Origin of the sequence: Sphingobacterium suaedae, from assembly GCF_042684625.1 — a bacterium.
GTDB lineage: Bacteria > Bacteroidota > Bacteroidia > Sphingobacteriales > Sphingobacteriaceae > Sphingobacterium > Sphingobacterium suaedae.
Genome location: NZ_JBHULR010000001.1, coordinates 45,121 through 69,703, shown reverse-complemented (window position 1 = coordinate 69,703; position 24,583 = coordinate 45,121). Strand labels below are relative to the sequence as shown.

Annotated in this window: 16 protein-coding genes; 12 read left to right on the top strand and 4 right to left on the bottom strand. The window is 46.0% G+C overall.

From position 1 onward, the window contains the following. Positions 1 to 15: 15 nt before the first annotated feature. Positions 16 to 309, bottom strand: coding sequence for a hypothetical protein (locus ACFSR5_RS00310; RefSeq protein WP_380899516.1), 294 nt, complete (start codon positions 307 to 309; stop codon positions 16 to 18). A 213-nt stretch (positions 310 to 522) separates the two neighbouring features. Here ACFSR5_RS00310 and ACFSR5_RS00305 point away from each other — a divergent pair, with 213 nt between their 5' ends. From ACFSR5_RS00305 to ACFSR5_RS00295, 3 genes are all read left to right on the top strand, one after another. After that, a complete protein-coding gene (locus ACFSR5_RS00305) occupies positions 523 to 4,107 on the top strand; it encodes a SusC/RagA family TonB-linked outer membrane protein (RefSeq protein ID WP_380899514.1) in 3,585 nt (1,194 codons plus the stop codon). 13 nt (positions 4,108 to 4,120) lie between these two features. Beyond that, a complete protein-coding gene (locus tag ACFSR5_RS00300) occupies positions 4,121 to 5,485 on the top strand; it encodes a RagB/SusD family nutrient uptake outer membrane protein (protein WP_380899512.1) in 1,365 nt (454 codons plus the stop codon). 139 nt (positions 5,486 to 5,624) lie between these two features. Then, complete coding sequence (locus ACFSR5_RS00295; protein WP_380899510.1) at positions 5,625 to 6,125, top strand: GNAT family N-acetyltransferase; 501 nt, start codon at positions 5,625 to 5,627, stop codon at positions 6,123 to 6,125. Positions 6,126 to 6,158: 33 nt separating this feature from the next. Here the strand turns inward: ACFSR5_RS00295 and ACFSR5_RS00290 are convergent, their stop codons facing one another. Together ACFSR5_RS00290 and ACFSR5_RS00285 are read right to left on the bottom strand one after the other, a co-directional pair. After that, positions 6,159 to 7,862 (bottom strand): HEPN domain-containing protein, encoded by a 1,704-nt coding sequence (locus ACFSR5_RS00290; RefSeq protein WP_380899508.1) that lies wholly within the window; start codon positions 7,860 to 7,862, stop codon positions 6,159 to 6,161. A gap of 37 nt (positions 7,863 to 7,899) precedes the next feature. Continuing rightward, positions 7,900 to 9,228, bottom strand: coding sequence for a hypothetical protein (locus tag ACFSR5_RS00285; RefSeq protein ID WP_380899506.1), 1,329 nt, complete (start codon positions 9,226 to 9,228; stop codon positions 7,900 to 7,902). A gap of 122 nt (positions 9,229 to 9,350) precedes the next feature. Here ACFSR5_RS00285 and ACFSR5_RS00280 point away from each other — a divergent pair, with 122 nt between their 5' ends. The 9 genes from ACFSR5_RS00280 to ACFSR5_RS00240 all read left to right on the top strand — a co-directional run bounded on the left by ACFSR5_RS00280 (position 9,351) and on the right by ACFSR5_RS00240 (position 22,217). Further along, the gene (locus ACFSR5_RS00280) at positions 9,351 to 9,749 is read left to right on the top strand and encodes a hypothetical protein (protein ID WP_380899504.1); all 399 of its coding nucleotides are present in this window, start codon (positions 9,351 to 9,353) and stop codon (positions 9,747 to 9,749) included. Positions 9,750 to 10,523: 774 nt separating this feature from the next. Further along, complete coding sequence (locus ACFSR5_RS00275; protein WP_380899502.1) at positions 10,524 to 11,843, top strand: IPT/TIG domain-containing protein; 1,320 nt, start codon at positions 10,524 to 10,526, stop codon at positions 11,841 to 11,843. A gap of 58 nt (positions 11,844 to 11,901) precedes the next feature. Next, positions 11,902 to 15,060: a SusC/RagA family TonB-linked outer membrane protein gene (locus tag ACFSR5_RS00270; protein WP_380899500.1), complete on the top strand. Its 3,159-nt coding sequence runs from the start codon at positions 11,902 to 11,904 to the stop codon at positions 15,058 to 15,060. Positions 15,061 to 15,077: 17 nt separating this feature from the next. Further along, the gene (locus ACFSR5_RS00265; RefSeq protein ID WP_380899498.1) at positions 15,078 to 17,096 is read left to right on the top strand and encodes a RagB/SusD family nutrient uptake outer membrane protein; all 2,019 of its coding nucleotides are present in this window, start codon (positions 15,078 to 15,080) and stop codon (positions 17,094 to 17,096) included. Positions 17,097 to 17,119: 23 nt separating this feature from the next. Next, positions 17,120 to 18,019 (top strand): BT_3044 domain-containing protein, encoded by a 900-nt coding sequence (locus tag ACFSR5_RS00260; protein ID WP_380899496.1) that lies wholly within the window; start codon positions 17,120 to 17,122, stop codon positions 18,017 to 18,019. A 3-nt stretch (positions 18,020 to 18,022) separates the two neighbouring features. After that, complete coding sequence (locus ACFSR5_RS00255; RefSeq protein ID WP_380899494.1) at positions 18,023 to 19,273, top strand: BACON domain-containing protein; 1,251 nt, start codon at positions 18,023 to 18,025, stop codon at positions 19,271 to 19,273. A 179-nt stretch (positions 19,274 to 19,452) separates the two neighbouring features. Further along, positions 19,453 to 21,459 carry a calcineurin-like phosphoesterase C-terminal domain-containing protein gene (locus tag ACFSR5_RS00250; RefSeq protein WP_380899492.1) on the top strand — a complete coding sequence of 669 codons (2,007 nt, stop codon included), beginning with the start codon at positions 19,453 to 19,455 and terminating at the stop codon, positions 21,457 to 21,459. A gap of 138 nt (positions 21,460 to 21,597) precedes the next feature. Then, the gene (locus ACFSR5_RS00245; RefSeq protein WP_380899490.1) at positions 21,598 to 21,981 is read left to right on the top strand and encodes a hypothetical protein; all 384 of its coding nucleotides are present in this window, start codon (positions 21,598 to 21,600) and stop codon (positions 21,979 to 21,981) included. Continuing rightward, positions 21,933 to 22,217, top strand: a complete 285-nt coding sequence (locus ACFSR5_RS00240) for a hypothetical protein (protein ID WP_380899488.1) — start codon at positions 21,933 to 21,935, stop codon at positions 22,215 to 22,217. Before ACFSR5_RS00245 ends, ACFSR5_RS00240 begins: the two co-directional genes overlap by 49 nt. Positions 22,218 to 22,354: 137 nt before the next feature. Here ACFSR5_RS00240 and ACFSR5_RS00235 read toward each other — a convergent pair whose 3' ends face one another. Further along, positions 22,355 to 24,577, bottom strand: coding sequence for a Tex family protein (locus ACFSR5_RS00235; protein ID WP_380899486.1), 2,223 nt, complete (start codon positions 24,575 to 24,577; stop codon positions 22,355 to 22,357). Positions 24,578 to 24,583: the final 6 nt, after the last annotated feature.

The window sequence follows — 24,583 nt, the reverse complement described above, 5'->3', positions numbered from 1 at the left end:
GCATGACTATTTTTATCACATCCCGACGAGCCGCTTGACCAACGCATCCCATTCCGCCTCTAATGAACCTTCAAACGGTACCTGTTTGGCCCGGCCATACCAGTACCGAGCATTCCAACCATCTCCTTCTACCCGATGGAGATAAGCGTGCACGTGAGCAGACGTTACATCCGTCAATTCGTCGATAAGATCATGTGCACGTTGCCAATTTCCTTTTCCATCGTACCAGAGCGCTTGCAGGTGTACGTTTAGCCCATCCGGCAATGTATCTTCATTTTTCACAGAAAATAAAAATTCGTCGTAAGTCATATCTCAAATTTAGTTGCCTATTCCGCCATATTGATTAAGGCTTTCGCCTGTATAATATACTTTTTTTATTGAATTAACACACTAATTTATGTAAAAGGAACGTTACCAATGGTAGTTTGTAACAAAAAAATTGCACAAAACTTATGAACGACCATCCGCAATTCTTTGTTCGGACTGATGGAAATGTATTTAAACTTAAATCTTACGCTACGAATGAAACATTCTATTTATGCTATTCCATTATTATTTTTCAGCCCTATCCCTTCTTTTTCATCACCCCACAGCGCAGAAAATAATAAGTCTTTACGCCACCATGTGCACACCATTTATCCACCCTCGTCGATTGCTGCACAGCATCAACATCAGTTTTGGTCTGGCTCGCCTTTCACGCAAGATTCGGTGAACACAGTTACCGGATCTGTGAAAGATGTACAAGGAACTCCGCTATCTGGCGTTATTATCAGTATCAAGGGAGAATCCGACAATGTCGTCTCTAACGATCAGGGTCTATTTGAACTCCGGTCGAAACCAGACGCGGTTCTGCTCTTCAACAAAACCGACTTCGCCAGACACGAAGAGGCCGTTAACAACCGAAGCGAAGTTCATGTCGTCCTAAAAGTTGCCACAACGGATTCAGCGCAGGTAGCCAGTGTCCAAGTAGACTCTTCGCAAGTAGACTCGACCCGGACGGATGCTTCACGCCCCCTCAACACACGGTCAGACTCAACGCAACGTGCGATGGCACCGGTACCATTGACAGACTCTACGAAAACGGCCACTGCTACAGCACCACGTACGGCTCCTACCGACTCTAACGCCAAGACCAACGCGGCGCAACAAGGAATACAAGGCACAGTGACCGATGAGAACGGCCCAGTCGCCGGTGCAACGATATCCGTCAAGGGGCAAGCCATCACTTCAGCCACAGACGATCAAGGAAAATTTACCATAGCAGCCGACCCGACCGTTACACTGGTATTCAGTGCTGTCGGCTACAAAGAGCATGAAGAAGCCGTAAATAACAGGTCTTCTGTTGACGTACTGCTAAGCAAAGAAACGAAGACCATCCAATCCGTTGAGGTCGTTGCTGTCGGTTACGGCACTATGGAAAGGGCTACCCTAGCGAGTTCTGTATCAAGTATCGGATCCGACCAGATTGAAAATGAAGTCCTCCCAAGTATCCCGCAAGCCATACAAGGCAAGGCCGGTGGTGTACAGGTCTCCCAAAAATCAGGTTCTCCAGGTGGTGGCTTAAGCATACGTGTACGTGGGACGACATCCATCAATGCTAGTTCAGATCCACTCTACGTAGTCGATGGAATCCCCGTAAACAGTACCACCAACTTTACCGGAGGATCAAATTTCAACTTCGGCGGCGGTACGCAGGGTATCAATGTTCTGTCGTCACTCAATCCCTCTGATGTACAATCGGTCGAAGTGTTGAAAGATGCTGCTTCATCATCCATATATGGTGCGCGGGCTGCTAATGGCGTGGTCTTAATCACCACAAAAAAAGGAGAAGCCGGTACAAGTCAGTTTCACTTCAATATGTACGAAGGCTTTTCCGAGATGCCCACCGAGCGGAAGTACAAAATGATGAACACCGAACAGTATCAGGATTACATGCGGGACTATTACAAATTCAAGCAGCAAGACGATCCAAACGCCACCATTCCCGACCAAATTTTGGCCAATCCGACGATTAATACCGATTGGCAGGACGCCATATTCCGTAAAGCGTCGACACGCAGCTATGAATTAGCGGCAAGTGGAGGCAGCGACAAAACACAGTATTACACATCGTTAGGCTATATGCAACAGGGTGGTATTTTGCGTAATTCGGACTTTAACCGAATTAGCGGACGAATTAATCTCAATCACCAGCACAACGAAAAACTGCGTTTCGCGACGGCCATCAACGTGACTCGGGCAGAAAATGACCGCGTACAGGAGGAGAACTCGAAAGAGGGGCCAACAAAGTCGGGATTCTTTATGGCTCCCAACCTACCGGTGTATGATGCCAATGGAAACTACGTTTATGATCAGGTAAGCCTTTCCAAAGAAAATCCGGTCGCTATGCTCGAGCTTCCTGTAAACAATGCACAGACTTGGCGCGTCTTGGCAAACGTTAGCGCAGAGTACCAATTCGTACCTGCCCTGACGTTAAAAACTAGTTTCGGGACAGATATAAGCTTCATCGATGAAACATTTTTTATGCCACCAAACGGCATTCGCTCCTTTGCGAGTCAAGGCGGTATCGGTGCCCGCAGAAATACAAGAGATCAACTATGGATCAACGAAACAACATTGACCTATGACAAAAATTTAGGTGATCACCATATAAATGCCTTGGGAGGTTTCTCCGTACAAGAATCCCGTTTAGAGTTTGTTCATGCCCAGCGTTCAAATTTCCCCTCCAACGACATAGAATACATCAATTCGGGTGGGGTCATCACAGGAGCAGACTCCTACCCAGAGGAATGGGCAATTGCTTCTGGGTTTGCCCGGGTAAACTATGATTTTAAAAAGAAATATATCGTAACAGCAAACCTTCGTTCTGATGGATCTTCCCGATTCGGCACCGACAACAGATGGGCAACATTTCCATCATTTGCTGCTGCCTGGCGTCTTTCAGAAGAGGATTTCATCAAGGCTCTACCAGCTATCAGCAATCTGAAACTCCGGGCCAGCTGGGGTATCACGGGGAATCAAAATATCGGCAACTATGCAAGTTACTCCCTTTACGCCGGAGGAGCGAATTACTTGGGGTCGCCGGGCTTTGTTCCATCGGTCTTAGGGGATAAAAATTTAAAATGGGAAACGACAAAACAGACAGATATCGGAATTGATGTAGGTCTCTTCAATAACCGCATTTCCTTGTTGGCCGACTACTACCACAAGAAAACCTCGGACCTACTGATCGGGGTTCCCATTCTAACCAATTCAGGATACGTGAATCGGTTCACCAACTCGGGGGATATTGAAAACAAAGGTTTCGAATTTGAACTTACAACACAAAATTTAGTGGGCGAATTCAAATGGACAACATCGCTGAACATGACTTTCAACCGCAATAAAGTATTGGCTCTACCCACGGGGGTGCCCCGCATCCTCGGAGGAGTTGGCGAGCTGAATATCGCACAGGCCGGGCTACCTTTGGGTACTTTCTTCGGATGGAAAATGATTGGCGTTAATCCAGAAACCGGAGTTATTGACTACGAAAGTAAAGACGGCGAACCGACCGCTCCTACGGATCAGGAAGACCGCCAAATCATTGGCGATCCTAACCCGGACTTCTTCGGAGGGATCACCAACACCTTTCAGTACAAAAATTTCGACTTAAGCATCATGGGACAGTTCTCTTACGGAAACGATATTTTCAACTACAATCTCGCTTCCGGATTGGAAGGCTATAACGCCAGCTCCAACGGGTTCATTGATTGGGTCGACCGTTGGCGCCAACCGGGCGATATCGCCGATATGCCGCGCCCGACACCCGGCAGCTTAGACAACGGCGCTATTTCGGATCGATTCGTACAAGATGGTTCCTTCTTCCGCCTACGAAATATTACGGTAGGATATTCGCTGCCTAAGTCGCTGACGGATAAAATGAAGGTCAGTAGACTCCGGGCATACGTCACTGTGCAGAATGCATATGTTTTTACGAATTACAGGGGCTTCGACCCCGAGGTGAGCTCGAGCCATGGAGGTGCCAATACCGGGCTGATTTACGGTTACGACTACGGAAGCTATCCACAACCCCGAATATTTACAGCCGGACTTAATTTATCATTTTAATCAATAACGACTCATGAATAAATTATATAAATTAACGGTTATCGGATTTTTAGTCTATGCAGGAACATCTTGTACTAGCTTTTTAGACCGGGAGCCGTTACATCAAGTGACTAACGACAATTATTTCAGTTCCGAGACCAATGCGAATGCGGCTGCTATCGGCATGTATCGAACCATGACCAGCTCATTCAGCTATGGGCAGACAACGGTCATTGTACCTGAATTTTCGGCCAATCATGTATCACACGCATCTATATATCCAGAATATGAAAATTTCAAAACGCACGAGGTAACCCCGATCAATCCGTGGACTGCGAATGTGTGGCAAGGCACCTATAACACGATCAACGCGGCCAACAATATTATTGAGAAGGTGCCCGCTATGCCTGAAGGGAGCATCACGGACGAGAAGCGGAACCAGTTTGTCGGAGAAGCGAAATTTGTACGTGCGCTTAGTTACTTCTTTCTCGTACGGGCATTTGGATCTGTGCCCTTGAAGTTAACACCAACCACAGAAGAAGAAAACGTAGCCATCCCACAAGCCACACCCGAAGTTATTTATCCGCAGCTCATCAAAGATCTGACAGAAGCAGCAGCTGCATTGCCTGAAACGTTGGAAAGCGTGGAAGCAACAAAAGGGCGCGCAACCAAAGCGGCGGCCGAAGCCTTATTGGCCAAAGTATACCTGTACGATGCGGCGCGAACGGGCGACTATAGCAAGGCGGCCTCCACCGCCAAAGTGGTCATCGAAGGCGGCAACTTTTCGCTAGCAACTGACTTCAGCAGTATTTGGGAAACGGAGAACGCATCCGAATCTATTTTCGAATTACAATTTGACGACCAGACCACGAACCCCTTGGCTTCAGTAGCCAACGACAACGCAAGTATGCTATTTTATGCAAAGGACGAACGTATCGCTCAGCTATTCCAAGATGGCGACAAACGCCGTGACTTTTCCGTTGTGAAGGGATCACGTGATCGTTACTACATCGGCAAATATCCCAACGCAAATCCCCCCAGCCAAAACGTGCCGGTCATCCGTTTGGCAGAGATACTACTAATCCATGCCGAAGCACAGGCACGGACGAGTAATAGCGTAACGGATGAAGCATTCAACTCGCTCAATGAGGTCTTGAAACGGGCGGGTATCACCAAGACAAAAGCCGACTTCGCGAGCGTGAATGCCTTCGTACGGTTCGTACAAGAGGAAAAGGAAAGAGAACTGCTGTTCGAAGGAGAGACATGGTTTGATTATTGCCGTACAAAACTTGCATTGGAGAAATATAGCACGCTAACAAGCGAAAATTTCTTTATTTATCCAATCCCTGCGTCTCAAATTTCCCTGAACACCGAGTTGGAGCAAAACCCGGGATATTAGTGAATGGAAGCGTAACATTGACCATCGGTTAACGATAAACAATACCCGTAGCACGGACATCAAAAAAATGATGTCCGTGTTTTGTTGTTTTGAAATCAAGATAAACAACCTTATCTTGTCAACTAAAAATGCATCAATCATGTCCCGTACCCTAGCATTTGAAAAATACACGAGAGAAGATTTTCCTCTTTATAAAGACCTTGTTAGTGAGGATCAGATCATGAAATATATTTCTGGCAAAGGATTGACGATCAAACAGGCTAGGAAAAAATTCGATTCCATCCTCGAGATCAATACCGATCCAGTCCTGGGATATTTCAAGGTCATCGATTTGGCTAGTGGGCTGTTGCTCGGCGACTGCAAATTAGTGAATTACAAAAAGGATCCGAGTCTTTTTGAAATTGGATATCTCCTTCGAAGCGAATTTTGGAGACAAGGGTTAGGCACCAAAATTTGTCAATACTTGCTTGCATTGAGCGACAGTACAGACAATCGCAAAGATGTCGTTGGCATCATTGATCCTGAGAATATCGCTTCAAGGCAACTGCTTCTAAAATTTGGTTTTCAACGCACCTTCATCGGTACCGAAGACGGTATTGCTACAGAGAAATTGATTCGTAGACAAGCCGGCGCAAGCTGAGATAGCGACACACCATCGAAAGACTCTTTACTACTATTCCGTATCCTCAACCACACCCTTACTGACGGAACTCAGCTCGACTTCCTGAAGAAAGCGTTCCATTTCCATATGACATGTTTGCATAAAAATGTGGATCATTTCCTGTACCCGACCGACAGCCAAAGGATCTGCTTGGTAATTTGCATTGTATTTAAACTGCTGTTGTGCGTCGACTATCTTCCTGAAAAGCTTACGCTGCTCCGCATTGTCCAGGCAGAAGGTCGCGCAAGCTTCAGGAACGACCAACCGACATAAACCAATTAAAAAATTTAGCCCAAATGTGTTCGGTTTGTACTGCAAAACGGTATTGATCACGCCGAGACACGTTTGCTCTAATGCTTGCGAAAGCGTATAATACATCGCTTCCACTGAACACGACCAACCCGCCTTGTAAACGGCGTGCAAACAGCAGGCACGGTTATAGCGGTTGTGCCATTGTTCGCGAACATAAGACACCTGAAGGCTCGGACGTTTGATCTCATCCAGCGCCACGCTTGCTATAGCGGATTGTTGAAACCACATGTCGCCCGCTTTCATCAGAGACATGAAAAACGGATGCCCCTTGCGCAAAGCCTGAATGAAGTAATTGGTCTCTTCCAGAATTAGTGTAATGGATACGTTAACGGGCAATAGTCCCATCACAAGCGAAGACAATTCCATAGGCGCCGGATTCATATCCTCATACGCAACAAAAAGATAATAGGCATGCGATACCTGTTCGTGCTTAAGGTTTTGCATCAGGTTATTTTGCCGAAAATGACCGGTGTTGTATCCCACGCAAACCACCAGAGCGGGGGTACAATACACTTCTAATGCGTTAAGAATAAGATCTTGATAACTACCCGTCTGCTGATTTTTGTCGCGAGCGGCCGCTGTATTTTTGAAGTGTAGTACCCTCCTTTCCTGAATTTGCTGGGGATCGAGGTGATAGCTCACCTCCGCATGGAGACAAGCTTGATACGTTTCCAACCAATGAAGCGCCTGTTGCGCAATCTGACTGGCAACAGTCAAAAGCCCTTCTTCAATCACAAAATCCTGGCCGTAACGATAATCCACGTACGCTGCGTCAATCTTTTCTAACGCCCGCCTTTCCTCCGGTTTATCCGCGAGCTTTCCCAATTTTGAATCAAACGTCCGTAAGTAGTCGATATTGTTTTTCAACGAATGTGATTTTAACGCATCTCCTCTCAGCAGGTTTTCCGCAGTACGCAGCGCTAATTCAATCGCCTGGTGCAGCATAAAAGCAGCATGACCGAAATTTTTAGATTCCCGAAAGAACGTATAACCATCCACAAAAGATTGAATTTTTGTCTTTTCGGCTTCCATGTATTGCACCCCCTTCTCGACAATATCATCGACCGTGTTCCTTCGAAGTGCCAACGGCTGCGATCGTACAGGGTTTTGATATATGCGGTTTTCTACTCGACAGATCAGATGCACCCGGCTTAGACCCTCGTCGAGCCTTTTTTGCACTTCATGCGTGAAATGCACCGTAACGTGCAGATTGGGATGACTGCCAACGGCGGATTCTACTAATTCCCGCGCATCCACAAACCGCAAACCTGCCTGTGGCGGCAAATGAATGTGCAACATCTGATATTTTTTGCCGTCGCGGGCATAAATCCATTGGTAAATCTCGTCGACAACTACTACATTCAAGATGGCGTCCACGAGCGGAGCAAGTTCTTTGTTCATCATAAATTGGAATAAGAAGTTAGCAGTTAATTCCGTTTGCCTAACAAGTAGCAGATGTATTCGGAGAATCCCACAGATACGGGTCTAATTGCGCTACGTGATCTACGATTTCTATCTCTTCCTCAAAAGCAAGGACATATGCCAGTTCCATCACGTTGATCAATAGCTCATAGATACGCATGGTTTGATCGTAATACTTTCCATATACATAAGCCTCTTTGGATAATCCATAATGCAGCCAATCGTATAGAATCCCATCCCAATCGGCTTTCGTATACTGCCCAAGCAATTGGATTATGGCACCAAGCGGATTCTCCAATTGTTCAACCGTTATATGAGTCAAGTGCAGTAGCTTTCCCCGATGCAGGATATGAATAGACTTGGTTCCGCAGAAAAATTTTCCCTGCGACCAATCGCCTGCTACACATGGGTCTTGTCGAGTTTCGCATTCCCGAAAAAACAACGCAAGCAAAGGATAGATACAAGCGTAGTTAAACAGTAATGCCGAACCGTCATAGTTATGATCAGTAGATGCCGACCAAAACACGCCTTCCGTCATGACCGCTTGTCGCCAGTAGGACACCTGTCTTTTCCAGTCGTCAAGCTGTTTTTTATCAAAAAAATCCCGTACAGCCTCCTTATAACAAGCAGACACGCGCATCTCAGTTGGAAGTGCGATGCCCTGCTTGGGGTGAAGCACGTTGTTTTCGGGAGTTTCTGCAACAGCACGTTCAGGTTCCTCTGTCTCTGATAATGTCGCATTTGCGGCGGAAACACCATCCTCGACCTTGCGTGTTTCGCCCTCCCGTTCCGGAAGTACGCCGTTTTGATAGATCCTATGGAGTGCGATCGCCAATCGCTTAAGCAGTTCGCGCACCGCTAGAATCTCGTTACCTTCGTTACATAGAAAATCACCATTCCGGTTGCAAATGGTTTCCCATAGATCGTCCAGTGTTCCGTACCAATCCCTCAAGGATTGGTACGAAAAAAAACGACTGATGGTGTCCGCTGGCAAATCTACCTCATCAACCGTTAAACCACTTCCGGAGACATAATTCCAATAGTCCCGTATGCATTTCAAAAAATCCAGTGGCTTTTCCTGGTATTGTATTTCACATTTTTTAAAAATCACATAAGCAAGCTCTACTTGCTTGATCAGTCTCTTTACGTAAAACCCGGCTTCGATCCACTCGGAATTCATTTCCTCATTCGCAGCCGCATTAATAACGAGGCCTATTTGATGAGGCCAATATTCGATGCATATTTCATTCTCAAAAAAATCGTTCAGATATACCATCGGATCATCGATATCCGTCTTGCTTAAATATCGAAAATGTTTGGCATTTAGTTTCTTTTGCGTATTTTTCATGTTAGGATTAGTTTTGGTCAAACCATGTGCTTATAATTATCAACAACAATACAAATATAATCACTAATTTTCAACTAATCCAAATTTTTAATCGATAATTATTGACAATGAGTTCTTTTTTAATGAGAATTAAAACAATAGCAGATCGAGAAGGCCTAAGCATTACGGCTTTTGAAACTGCCGTAGGTGCGAGTCGAGGGGTATTTACGCGGGCATTAAATAACCATACCGACATACAGGCCAAATGGTTGATCCATATTGTTGAAAAATATCCGCAATACTCGTCTGATTGGTTGTTAAAAGGGGAAGGCCCCATGCTTAAGTCCACTATCGTTCAAGAAACGCAGGTCGATTATGTTGTTGCTGAACCGTCTGAACGGGCGGATACCGTCATCGACGCGTTGCAACAGGTAATTTCCTCACAGGATATCACCATCAAATCGCAAGAGAAGACAATTATCGCTCTGGAAAGATTACTATCTACTCAAGATGAAAAATTACAGTCACTTGGTAAAGAATAGGTAACTCCTGAGGGTAGGAAAGTGCAATCTTTAGTTTTTTAGCAACGTTAGCGGAATACGATGGCCAAACCCCTGCTAGCGTATGGCAATACACACGAACGTGCTAAGCCTGCGCAACTTGCTGGCGCGAGTTTCTAAAGCATGCCTCTTGACTTTATCAGAACCAATGCCATGCAAGCGCTGGAACGTTGTTCATTCATTCAGCTACGTTGTAAGTCACGCGTCCCTACATGACGACCTTTCCCAGAAATAACATCTTCACATCGCCTAGTACAGTTCACTATTGGCGCCAAAAATCGTATCCCCATAATTTTGTACACCAATCTTGTCGGCTGTGTACATCCACCTGCAACTCCAGGAGGAAGTATCGTATATCAGTAAAAGGTGCCTCCCCTTGAGCCAGCCTAATGCAAATCGTTTCAACCTTAATACTTACTGCACTAGTTTGTCGTTCGTCTTATTGACTTTCATCGAAATGCTAGTAGCAGCGTCCTCTAGCCACGTCGTACATTTTACCATTTCTTAATACAACCATAATGATATGGTAACAGGCGTCTGTCCTTGATTTGCACGTTAATGCATAGTTTTGCCCCATTAAAAATTAACCCTTAACCCCAATGAATTATTTTAAATTTCGTTTTCCTTCCTTATTACGACAAACTAAGTTTCGTTTTATTTCTTTTTGTTTTAAAAATATTTGTTTTGTTGGATTTTGTGATTTATATTTGAAAAACTGACCAAAAAACAATTATAAACGTAATTAGCCCATATGTTATGAAGAAACGTAACCTATTGACCATACCTTTAATTTTATTGCTGTTTTTACAGGGATGCAAAGACGATGTCGCAACAACAAAGACTGACCATGACGCGAGCAAACCGATTGTCCTAACATCATTCTATCCCACCGAAGGCGGTGCACGCGATAAAATCCTGTTGGATGGTGAGAACTTTGGTTCAGATGCCAGCAAGATCAAGGTGTATTTCAACAATGCAAAAGCATCCGTTGTTTCCTCCAGCGGCGAGCGCATCTATGCCATCGTCCCCCGTCTTCCTGGAGAAAATCCGCGCATCTCTGTTGTTATCGGCGAAGATTCGGTCGTCTACAACGACCACTTTGTATACCACACGCAAGCGCAAGTAAGTACAGTGACCGGAAATGGTGAAACCGCTTTCAAGGCGGGAACACTTTCTGAGGCACAGGTATACGGCAAATATTTAGAACTCGATGCCGAAGGAAACATTTTCATGTCCTGGCGGGATGGCGGATCATTTGGTGTGGCACGTATCAACGAACAGCAAAATACCGTGACTCCCTTATATCAAGTAGCCTCCGCCCCCTATCCGTATTCCAACGGTCTTACCGTAGACCGTGCAACAGGGGTATTGACCGTTTCCCATGAGTCTGTTATCGAAGTATTTTTCTCGTTCGATCCGCGGGAAGGCTGGTATCCTCGTCAGCGAAACGCTAAATTTTCAGCAGCCGATTATAATTCGATCGTACCGGCAGACCGCTACGCCAATTTTGTCAGCTATTGTCCATACGATGGGTATCTGTATACCCGGTTCCGTGATGGAAAGGTAGCCAAGATCCATCCCGAAACCTACGAGGCGTCTATTGTCTGTCAAGGGCCTTACGGTTCTCAATACGGACAAGCGATAAATCCGGCCAAGCCTTGGCTATTGTACATCACCCTTCATTCCAATGCCAATCCCACAGAATTCAGACAAGGCATTTCCGTATTAGACCTTCGTGATCCCAGTAAGGGCTTCAAAAGACTTAATGCACCGGGTGGTAGTGCCTTTCGTGATGGACCGCTGGAAGAGGCGCTTTTTAACTATCCAAAAGATATTAAGTTTGATAACAACGGGAATATGTTCGTTGCTGATTACGACAACCATTGCATCCGTATGGTGTCGGCAGACAACATCGTCACTACGGTAGCGGGTCAACCAGGTACATCCGGTTATAAAGATGGTGGCCCTATCGAATCGCAATTCTACCGCCCTTGGGGTATTGCCGTAAACGAGCAGGGCGATATCTACATTGCCGATTGGGGGAATGCCCGAATTCGCAAGTTAGTGATCGAATAATCCGATAAAACATACATCCATACGAAAAAAAGCTTGTAATTAACAAACCAATTTTACAATGAGAATTATTCAGATTTTGTGCATGCTACCATTGTGGCTGTGCCTCACGGTCGCGTTTGCACAACAACCCAAAGAACTGACGATTGGCGGAACGGTTGTCGATAAAGACGGTAACCCATTGTCAAGTGTGTCGATTTACGTCAAGGACAAACCTGCCGTTGGAACATCTTCTGACATCAATGGAAAATTTAGCATCAAGGCTGTCTACGGGGATAAGATAGCTTTTAGCTTTGTCGGATATGACCCCGTCGAACATCTCGCAGTCGAGTCGACCCTTAACTTAACCATCTCGCTTACTGAAGCGAGTGACGCTATCGAGGAAGTTGTCGTCGTCGGATTAGGAACTGCCCAACGGAAGATCAGCTCCGTCGGAGCCATTACCTCCGTTGATGTCAAAGACTTACAATCTCCTGCCCCATCCATTACCAATCTCCTAGGTGGCCGGGCGGCCGGGGTTATCTCCCTCCAAAGCAGCGGCGAGCCCGGACAGAATCTAGCCGAATTCTGGGTACGTGGAATTGGAACGTTCGGCGCGAACAGCAGTGCGTTGGTACTTATCGATGGTCTGGAAGGCGACCTCAATACCATTGATCCAGCTGACGTAGAAAGTTTCTCTATCCTGAAAGATGCTTCGGCCACGGCCGTATATGGTGTTCGGGGCGCGAATGGCGTGGTATTGGTCACGACAAAAAGAGGTTTGGTAGACCGCATACAGATTACGGCTCGAGCGAATTCAACACTCTCTCGTCTCAACCGCCTTCCGAAGTATTTAGACGCTTACGATTACGCATTATTGGCTAATGAAGCCAGCGTCGTTCGCGGCGAAAGTCCATTATATGACCCGACTGAGATGGGCATTATCCGCGATGGACTGGATCCCGATATGTATCCCAATGTGAACTGGCAAGATGAGATTCTCAACGACAATTTTTGGCGCCAGGGTTATTATGTCAGTGGACGAGGCGGAAGTGAAGTGGCGCGTTATTTTCTCAGCTTAGGCGGAAAAAGCGAAACCGCAGCCTATAAAACAAACAAGAACAGTGTTTATAGCTCTAACGTTGGTTTTAATACTTACAATTACCGGATCAATTTGGATATCAACTTAACGAAAACAACAAAAATCTTTCTGGGATCGGATGGTTTTCTATCGAAGTTGACACAGCCAGGCGTCGCAAACACGGATTTTATTTGGCAAGCCCAATCGGAACTTACGCCGTTGGCGCTACCCACGCAGTATTCCAATGGACAATTGCCTGCTTTCGGTGCAGGCTTCCTGTCTTCACCAACGGTCTTGATCAACCGCACCGGTAAAACGGCCGATGAAACCTATAAAGGCAAAGCCACATTGGCCATTAATCAAGACCTTTCCAGCGTATTGGATGGACTAAAAGTTCGTGTACAAGGAGCATACGACATCCACAGTTACTTCAAAGAACGGAGATACATTCAGCCGGCCTTGTACCGTGCCATTGGAAGAAATTATAATGGCGAGCTGATCACCCAAGAGACCGTACAAGAACGAGCGGCATCATACGATCAACTTACCCGTCAGTATCGCAAATATTTTATGGAGTCTGTTATTAACTACGACCGTGTGTTTAACGACGACCACCGCACATCCGCGTTGATATATTATTACATCAGCGATTCTAAGGACACCAAAGACGCTACCAGCAATCTTTCCGCTATCCCTCTTCGCTATCAGGGCGTCTCTAGCCGGTTTACTTATGGGTTCCGGGACACCTATTTGCTGGATGTCAACTTTGGATATACCGGTTCCGAGAACTTTCAGCCCGGCAGGCAGTATGGCTTTTTTCCTTCCGTCGCACTAGGCTGGGTACCAACAAGCTACGAGTTTATGCAGGAAAAAGCTCCTTGGCTGAACTATTTCAAGATCAGGGCATCGTATGGGTCGGTAGGTAATGATCGAATCAGTAACATTCGTTTTCCTTACTTAACGAAGGTCAATGAAGGCTTCGGGTCCGTTTGGGGTGTCGGCGGTATCGAAACCATCAAAGAAACACGGATCGGAGCAGACAATCTAGCTTGGGAGCGCGCCATAAAATCGAATTTGGGTGTCGAAGGAAAGCTCTTCAACAATAAGATCGATTTTGTTATCGACTTCTTCCAAGACCAGCGGAATGGCATCTTCCAACAACGGGTACAAGTGCCCGAATATGTAGGTGTTGTATCCAATCCTTTTGCTAACGTGGGCCGCATGAAGAGCACAGGAGCCGATGGAAACATAAGTTACACACACGACATTACACCTGATATAGGTTTTACAGTGCGTGGAAACTTCACCTATTCTAAAAACGTCGTGCAAAATTGGGAGCAAAGCTACTTGGAATATCCTTATCTAGAGTATAACGGCTTTCCGTATAATTCCATACGTGGCTTTCAATCGCTGGGTCTGTTCAGAGACGAAGACGACATCAAATATAGTCCAAAGCAGACATTTGGCACTGTCTTGCCGGGCGACATCAAATACAAAGACGTAAACGGAGATGGGATCATAAACGACCTGGATATGGTACCCTTGACCCACAGCAATTACCCACTAACCATGTATGGCTTTGGCGGGGAGTTCCGCTACAAAAATCTGACACTTGGTGTATTGTTTAAAGGAACCGGCAAAACTTCCTTTTTCTACGTAGGGCAATCCGTAAAACAAAACGTTAATGACGGATGGTACAGTTGGGAGAATAGGACAGAATACATCACAAACGGAATTGGGTACATGCCTTTCTTTAATGGATCTACGGGCAACGTCCTGACCTTAGCGGCAGATCCAAAAAATAGATGGATACCCCGGGAATATGCTGCAGCGAACGGGATTGATTTATCTTTGGCTGAAAATCCAGACGCCCGCTTCCCACGCTTACAGTACGGAAACAACAGCAACAATAGCCAGCCTTCCAGCTTTTGGCAGGAAGATGCCCGCTATATACGCTTGCAGGAAGTTACCCTAAGCTACCGGGTAAGTCCAAGTTTCCTGAAGCGTTTTGGCGTGAATTCGATGGATCTTCAGTTTGTAGGAAACAACCTGTATATATGGGACAATGTGAAAATATTCGACCCAGAACAGGCCGCATGGAACGGCCGTAAATACCCGATACCGTCCACATATTCCGTACAAGCCTATATCAATTTCTAACATCGACACTAAAAGATATGAGAACATCCATCATAAAACGAATAGCAAAGGCCGTCCTGATTGTACAGCTGCTTGTCATGGCTATATCCTGTAAAGACTACCTGAATATTGACAACTACTTTGACGATGAATTTAACATCGACTCGGTATTTTCGAATGTGCGGTACATGGAAGCATACATGTGGGGCGCCGCAACTATGTTTCCAGACGAATCCAATACCATTCGCTATGGTTACACACCGGGACCTATGGCCACGGACGAAGCCATTAATGGCCTAACAGGTGGTGGTTCAAGCAACGTATATTTCGGTATGGACTTTGCCAATGGCCGTATTACACCGGATTTTTTTGGTGACGCTGGCCCCAACCTGAACCAATGGGGTAATTATTACAAAATCATCCGAAAATGCAACTTTATCCTGCAGAATCTTGACCGCCCTGCGGACATGACCAATATGGATCGGGCCCGCCTCGAAGGCTATACCCGTTTTATCCGTGCCTATGCTTACTACAACATACTTGTGGACTACGGTCCTGCAATCTTGTTAGGCGACGAAGTGGTCAACACAAACGAACCGATCGAGTATTACGACCGTACCCGGGCTACCTATGACGAGACAATGGACTACACCTGCGCCGAATTTGAAAAAGCAGCATTGCTCCTCCCGGCAGAAAGTAATATTCTAGATTTTGGACGCCCAACCAAAGGAGCGGCAATGGCATTAGTCGCGCGATTACGCTTAATCCATGCCAGCCCGTTATTTAACGGAGGTCCCGTCGCAGCCTCTTATTTTGGTAACTGGAGACGCAAGACAGATAACGTGCATTACGTATCGCAACAATATGATGAAAAGCGCTGGGCGATCGCAGCAGCGGCCGCCAAGCGGGTCATGGACCTTGGACAGTACAAACTTCATACGGTACTAGCAGATGATAGAACGCCAACACTACCGGATGGTGTGACCTCCGACCCCAACTTTTATGGGGCATATCCCAATGGCGCTTCGGGGATCGATGCGTTCAAGTCGTATTCCGATATGTTCACTGGAGAAGCGATTGCGGCCATTAACCCAGAACTGATATGGGGTAGAAAAACAAGTTATTTGGTGACGACCATCAGTCAGGGATCGATGCCTCCTTCTCTCGGCGGCTGGGGGCGCTTTTGTGTGACACAAAAAGTGGTCGATGCCTATTTGATGGACGATGGACGCACCAAGGAGGAAGCTGCAACGGACGGTTATTACTCGGAAACTGGCTTCACTACGCAGCCACGGAATTTCTCGGGTTATCCGCTTAACTCGGGTGTCTACAACATGTATGCGAACCGCGAGATGCGTTTTTACGCATCCATTGGATTTAATGAAGCCGTGTGGCAAGCCGCATCCAGTCAATCGCCTACCAACCATACCGCCAAGTACTATTACCAAGACGTTGACGGGCGTGGCGGAGTAACTGCCGCTTCACCCAATTATCCGATTACCGGCTATGTGATCAAGAAGTATAATCACGCCATGGATGCTTTTCAAGGAACAGGGGCACGGCATATGGAAAAAGCGTACCCCATCATCCGGTACGCAGAAATCTTGTTATCCTATGCGGAGGCGCTTAATAATCTTACAGGAAGCCATAGCGTGCAGGTGGGAGAAGAACAGTATACCGTGAGCCGAAATGTCGAAGAAATTAAAACCGCTTTTAACCTTGTACGCTACCGGGCTGGACTACCTGGGCTGGCCGCGAACCAGCTTGCTACTGCGGACATACAAAAACAAATCGAACGCGAACGTATGGTGGAATTTCTGTATGAAAACAGACGCTTCTATGACGTGCGTCGGTGGGGAATCTACGAACAAACAGAACGTGAACCCATCCGCGGGATGAATCCTGATGGTGCTACAAAAGAGACGTACTACCAACGTGTCATTCCCGGAACATCATCCTTCCTGAAGCGCGAAGTTAACAAACGCTCTGTATGGGTACCGATCCCCCGTGCTGAAATGCGAAGGCTGCCCTCACTCGATCAAAATCCAGGATATTAGGTGTATCACTAAAAATAAAAAAAATGAAGCGAAATTATTATATAGCGTTCTTTTTCTTTGTCGCCGCATTCGCGTCGTGTAAAGATAATGAACTGTTTGAACAGGAAATGTATAAGAACGAGGTCGCACTAATCAGCAGCGATTACCACAATACCTTTGAGGAAATTGTGCCTTTAACAGGCGAGGAAGTCATTGGATATATCGCCGCCTCTGCCGGTGGGACACATGCACCAAGCAAAGATCTAATTATCGAGCTTACCGAAGATCAGGAACCATTGGATCTCTACAATTGGGCACTATTCGATGCTGACGAAACCTTGTACGCTAAACTATTACCTAAAGACAAGTATGAAATTGAATCGTATACCATCCGCATCCCTGCAGGCGAACGCACAGGACGTACCCCGGTCAAGATCCTCCCAGATGGGCTTTCTCCCGACTCGACATATTTCATCGCGTTGAAAGCGAGCGATGCTTCAGGTATTGAACTTAACGCAAAAAAGAAGACCATCCTGTATCAGGTAGTTGTCCAGAACGACTATGCATCTCAGGCTGATGATGTTTTCTATAGTATGCGCGGACTCGGTGACGGAATGGTAACTGCAGGTAATAAAAAAATGTTTCCCCTGACCCAGAACAGCGTACGTATAGTAGCGGGTACAGAAAATTTTGAACCCAATGTAGATGCTATCAATAAGACGTCCATCATCCTGCAAGTCAACGAAGACAACAGTGTGACCATTAAGCCATATAAAGATATCCTAATAAACCAGCTGGATAATGACCCTCAATATCCGAATGTTTTCCGGGAAGAAACATTGTTTGGCCGCACATACAACGTTTTTTTACTATCCTATGCATATACATTAAACGGTGTAACGAAAGTCATGAAAGAAGAATTACGGTTGGAAGTAACAAAATAAATCATGAGAACGAATACTTATAAACCAACGGCATGGCCAAGTCCCATGTATGCTTTTTGTATACTTCTTGCTACGCTATTCTTGTCGTGCGAGAAAGATGCAGACGAACGTTCGGCATACTTTGAGCTAACCGACAAGAGTGCACAACTGGAAGCTCCTGCGGAAGGAATCGCTGAGACCTACACATTCAGAGCCAGCGGAACGTGGAAAATTGAGCCCCTGACGCAAGAAAATTGGATAAAGATCGCGCCGGCAGAAGGTACCGGAGATGGAACATTTACCCTCACCGTAGCAAAAAATACCACCCCAGAAGATCGTCTAGCGATGTTGACCTTTATGGTCGACGGACGCTTGCAAGACAACATCTTGGAAATCCATCAAAAATCAGGATCTGACACTGGCCAAGAAACGGATCCGTATCTGAGACTGGACGATTTAACAATACTTCAAGTACCGGAGACGGGCGTCACAGCACAGCATACCATACGCGCTACCGGTGTATGGCGCGTTGAACTGTCGGATCAAGAGGCCGACTGGGTGAACATGGAACCCATGCAGGGCATAGGCGATACACCCGTACAATTGACAATTAACAAAAATTCAGGAAGTGCCCGCACCATCAACCTGAATTTTTATCTGGACGACGTGCTGCAATCCAACTCATTACCTATTCACCAAGCCGGCGCAACGGCTATTTTAAATGAGGATTTCAATTGGCTGCGGTACGGAAATGTCCTTTTCTATGAAACAGGAGGCGAAACCATTATAACCAATTGGACGGCTGACGAAACGGCAAGAGGTTGGACAAGCTCTCCATCTGCCGACAACAGCAGACCTGTTTATGCACGACAAGGATTCGTTAAACTTGGAAAAACGAATTATGGAGCCGATCTGATCTCACCAAAGCTAAGTCAAATTCAGGGCACAAAAAATCTGTTGGTCAAATTCAAAGCCGTACCGTACATGACGGCTGGTGGCACAAAAGATGACGTGATCCTCAAAGTAAATGTGATTGGTCCTGGAACTGTTGGTATAAGCCAATTTGAAATTACGAATTGGCCAGACTACGCCGCTGATCCGAACTGTACAGAAATTTGGAAAAATCCGTCTACAGAGCGCTCATTCGTGATCACAGGAGCAACGGCAGAAACACAAATTCGATTTTTGGGCGGCGACTTTGATCTACGCGGTCGGGAACCGAAAAACAAAAATCGTATTTTCTTGGATGATGTTGTCGTGACCGTTCAGGAATAGATTGAACGAACAATAACAAGCTATCTGAAACCCAAAACGTGTCGTTGTTTCTCCTCCGTTTGTGGACAACGACACGTTTTACCGAGAGTAGACTATTCAATCTGCCCGGATCTTTTCCCTAAGACCAAAGCAGATATACGGTGAGAAATTTTTATAAACCTATTATTCACCATACAGCAATGAAGAAAAAAACCAACTATACCCGAAGGAGATTCATCGCGTCTTCTTTGGCAACGGGGTTTGCGGTCGGCCTGCAATTATACAGTTGTACAAAATCAAATGCTTCGCCCGACGGCAAGCCTGACGATGGAAGCATAGATGAGCCAAACAAGGGAAAGCTGAAAATTAGCGGTGTTTCTTTACCTACAGCAATTGAGTCCAACAAAGGTGCTGAACTAATCATACTCGGGAGGGGCTTCGTTACCGACGATCAAATTCTTCTTGAATCGCTCTCAAATGCCAGCAAGGCGAAATATGTAATTGCTAGCAAATCGGTGACAGAAACTAGTGTATCTTTCCTCCTACCCCAGGACATTGTCTCGGACAAATACCGGGTCTCGATCAAACGTGGAGAGCAAGTAGCCGTATTAGGGACAACTGCACTCCATATTTATTTTAATGCGTCTATCCCCAATCGGGTTGGAATGACCGTCAAAGGTACGGTATACGCCGGGGGCGTGGGTTTGGCCAATGTCGTGGTTTCGGACGGGTTCGAAGTAACGAGCACCGATGCGAACGGCATCTACTATCTTCCCTCGGCGAAGAAAGGCAAATACGTCTTTATTTCTATTCCAGGCAATTACGAAGTGGAAACAAACTCAAACATTCCACAGTTTTTTCAGCGGTTGACCCAATCTGCAAGTACTGTCGAAATAAAGGATTTTGAGCTTAAACCGGTACACAACGATAACCATGTGGTCATGGTTTTGGGAGATATGCACCTGGCCAAACGTACCGATGACCTAAACCAGTTTCGAAAAGGCTTTATGCCCGATGTCAACCAATCTATTCAGTCCTATCGAAACGCCGGTAATAAAGTCTATGCATTAACCTTAGGAGACATGACTTGGGACGGCTATTGGTACACCAATAACTATGGTCTTCCACACTATCTTACGGAAATAAACAAGATGGATGCCATGGTATTCCATACGATGGGCAATCACGATAACGATCCAAACTTTGCTACCGATTGGGGCGCCGAAGACAAATTCAGGGATATCATCGGTCCTACTTATTATTCTTTTAATCTCGGAAAAATACATTACATCGTATTGGATAATATTGAATACCTCAATACCAACAGCGAGCGAAATTACCATTCGAAAATTATCGAACATCAAATCGAGTGGCTAAAAAAAGACCTGGCCAGCATCGCCGACAAGAACACACCGATTGTCGTCGCAATGCACATTCATTTACACACCAATCCATCGCTAAATAACAGTGGTCACGAAACCACGGGCTATCGAATTTCAAATGCAGCTGCATTCATCGAAGCGCTCAATGGATTTAAAACGGTGCACCTAGTAACAGGTCACACACATATAAATTACAACGTTGAAACAGCGTTAACTCCGCATATTATGGAACACAATACGGCTGCTGTATGTGCAACATGGTGGTGGACTGGAAACATCGGCTACGCAGGTAACCATATCTGTAAAGATGGTACTCCCGGCGGCTACGCCATCTGGGAGATCCGCGATACCGATTTAAAATGGCGTTACAAAAGTATCGGCGAACGTGCCGATTACCAGTTTAGGGCATATGACCTCAATCAAGTTCACCTGACCAAAGATAAATATGCACCCGCTTACACGGGCACCTCATGGGATGCCTACGCTACAGGCTATACGCAGCCGAACACAAAGAATGAAGTGCTAATCAACGTTTGGAACTATGATAAAGATTGGAAAGTAGAGGTGACAGAAAACGGATTGCCCCTTGAAGTCATGCGGATCCGCACACGCGATCCGTTGCACATCATCTCGTACTCAGCCCAAAGGCTCAACAGAAATGCGGTACCAACGGAGGACTTCGTGACGGCGCTGACAGCACATATGTTTAAGGTAAAAGCAACTTCGCCGACAACGACACTACAGATCAAAGTGACCGACCGTTTTGGCCGAATCTATGAGGAGACGATGATCCGACCGAAATCCTTTGACTATTTAATGAAGTAGAATAAGAGACTTGTACTATACGTTCTATGAACCTTAGATGACGCTCAGAAACCGTGAAACCATGCGCCAACGGATGCGCATTAACACACGCACAGATTCGTCTACTGGTAGCATAACGGAAAACTCAACAATTACATTATGAAGAACATTCTATTGTCTGTAATAGCGATACTAATGCTTTCCATGGTCCAGGGGCAGACTGAGTTTGGATTGAAAGCTGGTGCTAACTTCGCTTCATACAAATACGCAACATCCGATCAGCTTGTTGACGCGAGTCCCAGGACGAGTTTCTATATCGGCGGATATCTAAACACCCCAATGACCCAAAGGATAGATCTCCATCCTGAAATTTCCTTGCAAGGTAAAGGTGCCAAGCTTAAAGAATCGAGCAACTGGGGGAACGCAAAGGTTACGCAACGCGTTGTGTGGTTAGATTTTACAGCCAATGTTTTGGTCAAATACCCGCGAAAAATGTGGGGCACTTCTTTACTGGTGCAGGTCCGTACGTTGGTTTTCCAATAAATGGTGAAAATAACTATGCAGGTGGTAACACGACCGCCGCAATCATTTATAAAGACAACGCGCTGAAGAGTGTCGACTATGGCGTCAATTTTCTAGGCGGTATTAAATTCCTACGGAAATTATCGTTCCATATTTCCTATAGATTGGGTTTTGCTAATATCGCCAATACGAACTACAAATGGTCAGACAGCGTCAAAAATAAGGTTTTATCCATTGGATTGGGTATAGGGCTTTAACAAAGGGATGCAGAGCCATACAATGAGCCTGAGAAGAAGCAATTTCCTCGTCGGTCGCGGAGTTTATAACTTGAACACGTCGAGAAGACTGCTTTTTCTAGGCATACGGCAAAAGCGCCCAGAACGTATAGCTATCCTTATTTGAATTTGCTGGCCAATGCGGCCAATTTGGATGCCATATCCGTTTCGGGTTGCTGCGATCTGCGCTCTCGTTCTTTTTTGACTATGGATCGTTTTTCTTCGGTTTTCATCGATAGCCCGATACGGTTTCGGCGTTCGTCGATTTCCGTGACGGTCACTAAAACCTGTTGCTGAACTTTAACCACTTCATGAGGATCGGCTACATACCGATTGGCCAATTGGCTCAAATGTACCAATCCATCCTGATGTACGCCAATGTCAACAAAGGCGCCGAAATTCGTAATATTCGTCACAATGCCGGGCAGTTTCATCCCGACACGTAGATCAGAAATATGATTGATTCCTTCTGTAAACGAAAATGCTTCAAACTGCTCCCGTGGATCTCTTCCTGGTTTAGAGAGTTCCGCCAAAATGTCGTTTAATGTAGGAAGCCCCACTTGTTCGGATACATATCGCTTCAGATCAATCTGCTTCCGAAGCTGTTCATTTGTTAGTAGTTCCGCTACGTTGGCCTGAACATCTTTCGCCATCTGCTCAACCAGTGCATACCGCTCCGGATGTACAGCAGATGCATCTAGCGGGTGTTCGCCGTGTCGGATACGGAGAAAGCCTGCGGCTTGTTCAAAAGCCTTGTCACCCAAACGGGGGACTTTTTTCAATTCTTTACGTGACTTAAAAGGTCCGTTTGTAGTTCGATAGTTCACGATCTGTTGCGCAAGTGATGGGCCAAGACCGGAGATATACGACAAAATTTGCTTAGATGCGGTATTTAACTCTACTCCTACAGCATTTACACACGAAACAACGGTATCATCCAATGCAGCCTGCAATTTGTGCTGATCGACATCGTGTTGATACTGCCCCACACCAATTGATTTTGGGTCTATTTTAACCAGCTCCGCCAACGGGTCCATCAACCGACGGCCTATTGACACGGCTCCGCGCACTGTAACATCATAGTCTGGAAACTCTTCTCGAGCGACCTCTGAAGCCGAGTAAATAGACGCTCCAGACTCATTCACCATCACGATGGTTGTATTGTCCAAATTTAATTTCCGCACAAACTCCTCGGTTTCTCGTCCAGCAGTACCATTTCCTATGGCAATCGCCTCTACTTGATATTTTTCGACCAATCGTCTTACCGTTTTCTCCGCTTCGGCCAAACCTCCTGCTCCGGTATGCGGGAAAATCGCTGTATTTTCCAAAAGCGTCCCCTGTGCATCCAACACCACAGTCTTACAGCCCGTCCGGAACCCTGGATCGATAGCTAACAATCGCTTCTGCCCAAGAGGGGCAGCCAACAACAACTGACGTACGTTGTCTGCGAACACACGTATCGCTTCTTCGTCTGCTCGTTGCCGCGTTAGCACGCGCACCTCTGTTTCCATGGATGGCTTTAACAAACGTTTGTAACTGTCTTGAATAGCCAACTTAACCTGTCCGGCAGCATCGTTTACAGCGTTGACATATACTTTCTCAATTGACGGAATTATACGCTCTTCGTCTACCGCGATATCCAAATAGAGCATTTCTTCTTTTTCACCCCGACGCATCGCTAATACGCGGTGGGATGGTGCATCCTTAAGGGACTCGGACCATTCGAAATAGTCCTTATATTTAAGCGCTGCCTCCTCTTTTCCAGGTACCACCCGGGAAACAAAAGTCCCTTGTTCCAAAAATATTTTCCGCGTTCTAGCCCGGACCTCAGCATCTTCGGCCACTTGTTCGGCTATAATATCCCGAGCACCAGCCAACGCTTCCTCGATGTTGTTTACTCCTTGTTCGGCATCCACATAGGCTTTAGCCAGTTCGTCGATATCCTCTTTTTCTTGGTCCAACAAACGATCAGCTAATGGCTGCAAGCCTTTTTCACGCGCGATCGACGCCCTGGTTCTCCGCTTTGGCTTGTATGGTAGGTAGATGTCTTCCAACATGGCCATCGTCTCCGCCCCTTTCACTTGTTCTTCCAATGCAGCAGTCAGTTTTCCTTGGTCAGAAATTGATTTTAACACCGCCTCTTTACGTTTGTCCAGATCGCGTAGTTGTTGCGCGCGATCTCGGATTGCGGTAATTTGCACCTCGTCCAAACTACCCGTTAACTCTTTCCGGTAGCGTGAAATAAAAGGTATGGTCGCTCCTTCATCCAATAATTCAAGTGTGGTTGCTACCTGACGGCTCGTAATGTCCAGCTCTTTGGAAATCGTAATTTCGTATCCCATAAAATC

What these genes read in the sequence shown, in the direction of transcription:
- ACFSR5_RS00245 (WP_380899490.1), top strand. Translation starts at nt 21,598, where the DNA reads ATGAAGAACATTCTATTGTCTGTAATAGCGATACTAATGCTTTCCATG.
- ACFSR5_RS00265 (WP_380899498.1), top strand. Translation starts at nt 15,078, where the DNA reads ATGAGAACATCCATCATAAAACGAATAGCAAAGGCCGTCCTGATTGTA.
- ACFSR5_RS00310 (WP_380899516.1), bottom strand. Translation starts at nt 309, where the DNA reads ATGACTTACGACGAATTTTTATTTTCTGTGAAAAATGAAGATACATTG.
- ACFSR5_RS00300 (WP_380899512.1), top strand. Translation starts at nt 4,121, where the DNA reads ATGAATAAATTATATAAATTAACGGTTATCGGATTTTTAGTCTATGCA.
- ACFSR5_RS00270 (WP_380899500.1), top strand. Translation starts at nt 11,902, where the DNA reads ATGAGAATTATTCAGATTTTGTGCATGCTACCATTGTGGCTGTGCCTC.
- ACFSR5_RS00260 (WP_380899496.1), top strand. Translation starts at nt 17,120, where the DNA reads ATGAAGCGAAATTATTATATAGCGTTCTTTTTCTTTGTCGCCGCATTC.
- ACFSR5_RS00275 (WP_380899502.1), top strand. Translation starts at nt 10,524, where the DNA reads ATGAAGAAACGTAACCTATTGACCATACCTTTAATTTTATTGCTGTTT.
- ACFSR5_RS00235 (WP_380899486.1), bottom strand. Translation starts at nt 24,577, where the DNA reads ATGGGATACGAAATTACGATTTCCAAAGAGCTGGACATTACGAGCCGT.
- ACFSR5_RS00290 (WP_380899508.1), bottom strand. Translation starts at nt 7,862, where the DNA reads ATGATGAACAAAGAACTTGCTCCGCTCGTGGACGCCATCTTGAATGTA.
- ACFSR5_RS00280 (WP_380899504.1), top strand. Translation starts at nt 9,351, where the DNA reads ATGAGAATTAAAACAATAGCAGATCGAGAAGGCCTAAGCATTACGGCT.
- ACFSR5_RS00305 (WP_380899514.1), top strand. Translation starts at nt 523, where the DNA reads ATGAAACATTCTATTTATGCTATTCCATTATTATTTTTCAGCCCTATC.
- ACFSR5_RS00255 (WP_380899494.1), top strand. Translation starts at nt 18,023, where the DNA reads ATGAGAACGAATACTTATAAACCAACGGCATGGCCAAGTCCCATGTAT.
- ACFSR5_RS00250 (WP_380899492.1), top strand. Translation starts at nt 19,453, where the DNA reads ATGAAGAAAAAAACCAACTATACCCGAAGGAGATTCATCGCGTCTTCT.
- ACFSR5_RS00285 (WP_380899506.1), bottom strand. Translation starts at nt 9,228, where the DNA reads ATGAAAAATACGCAAAAGAAACTAAATGCCAAACATTTTCGATATTTA.
- ACFSR5_RS00295 (WP_380899510.1), top strand. Translation starts at nt 5,625, where the DNA reads ATGTCCCGTACCCTAGCATTTGAAAAATACACGAGAGAAGATTTTCCT.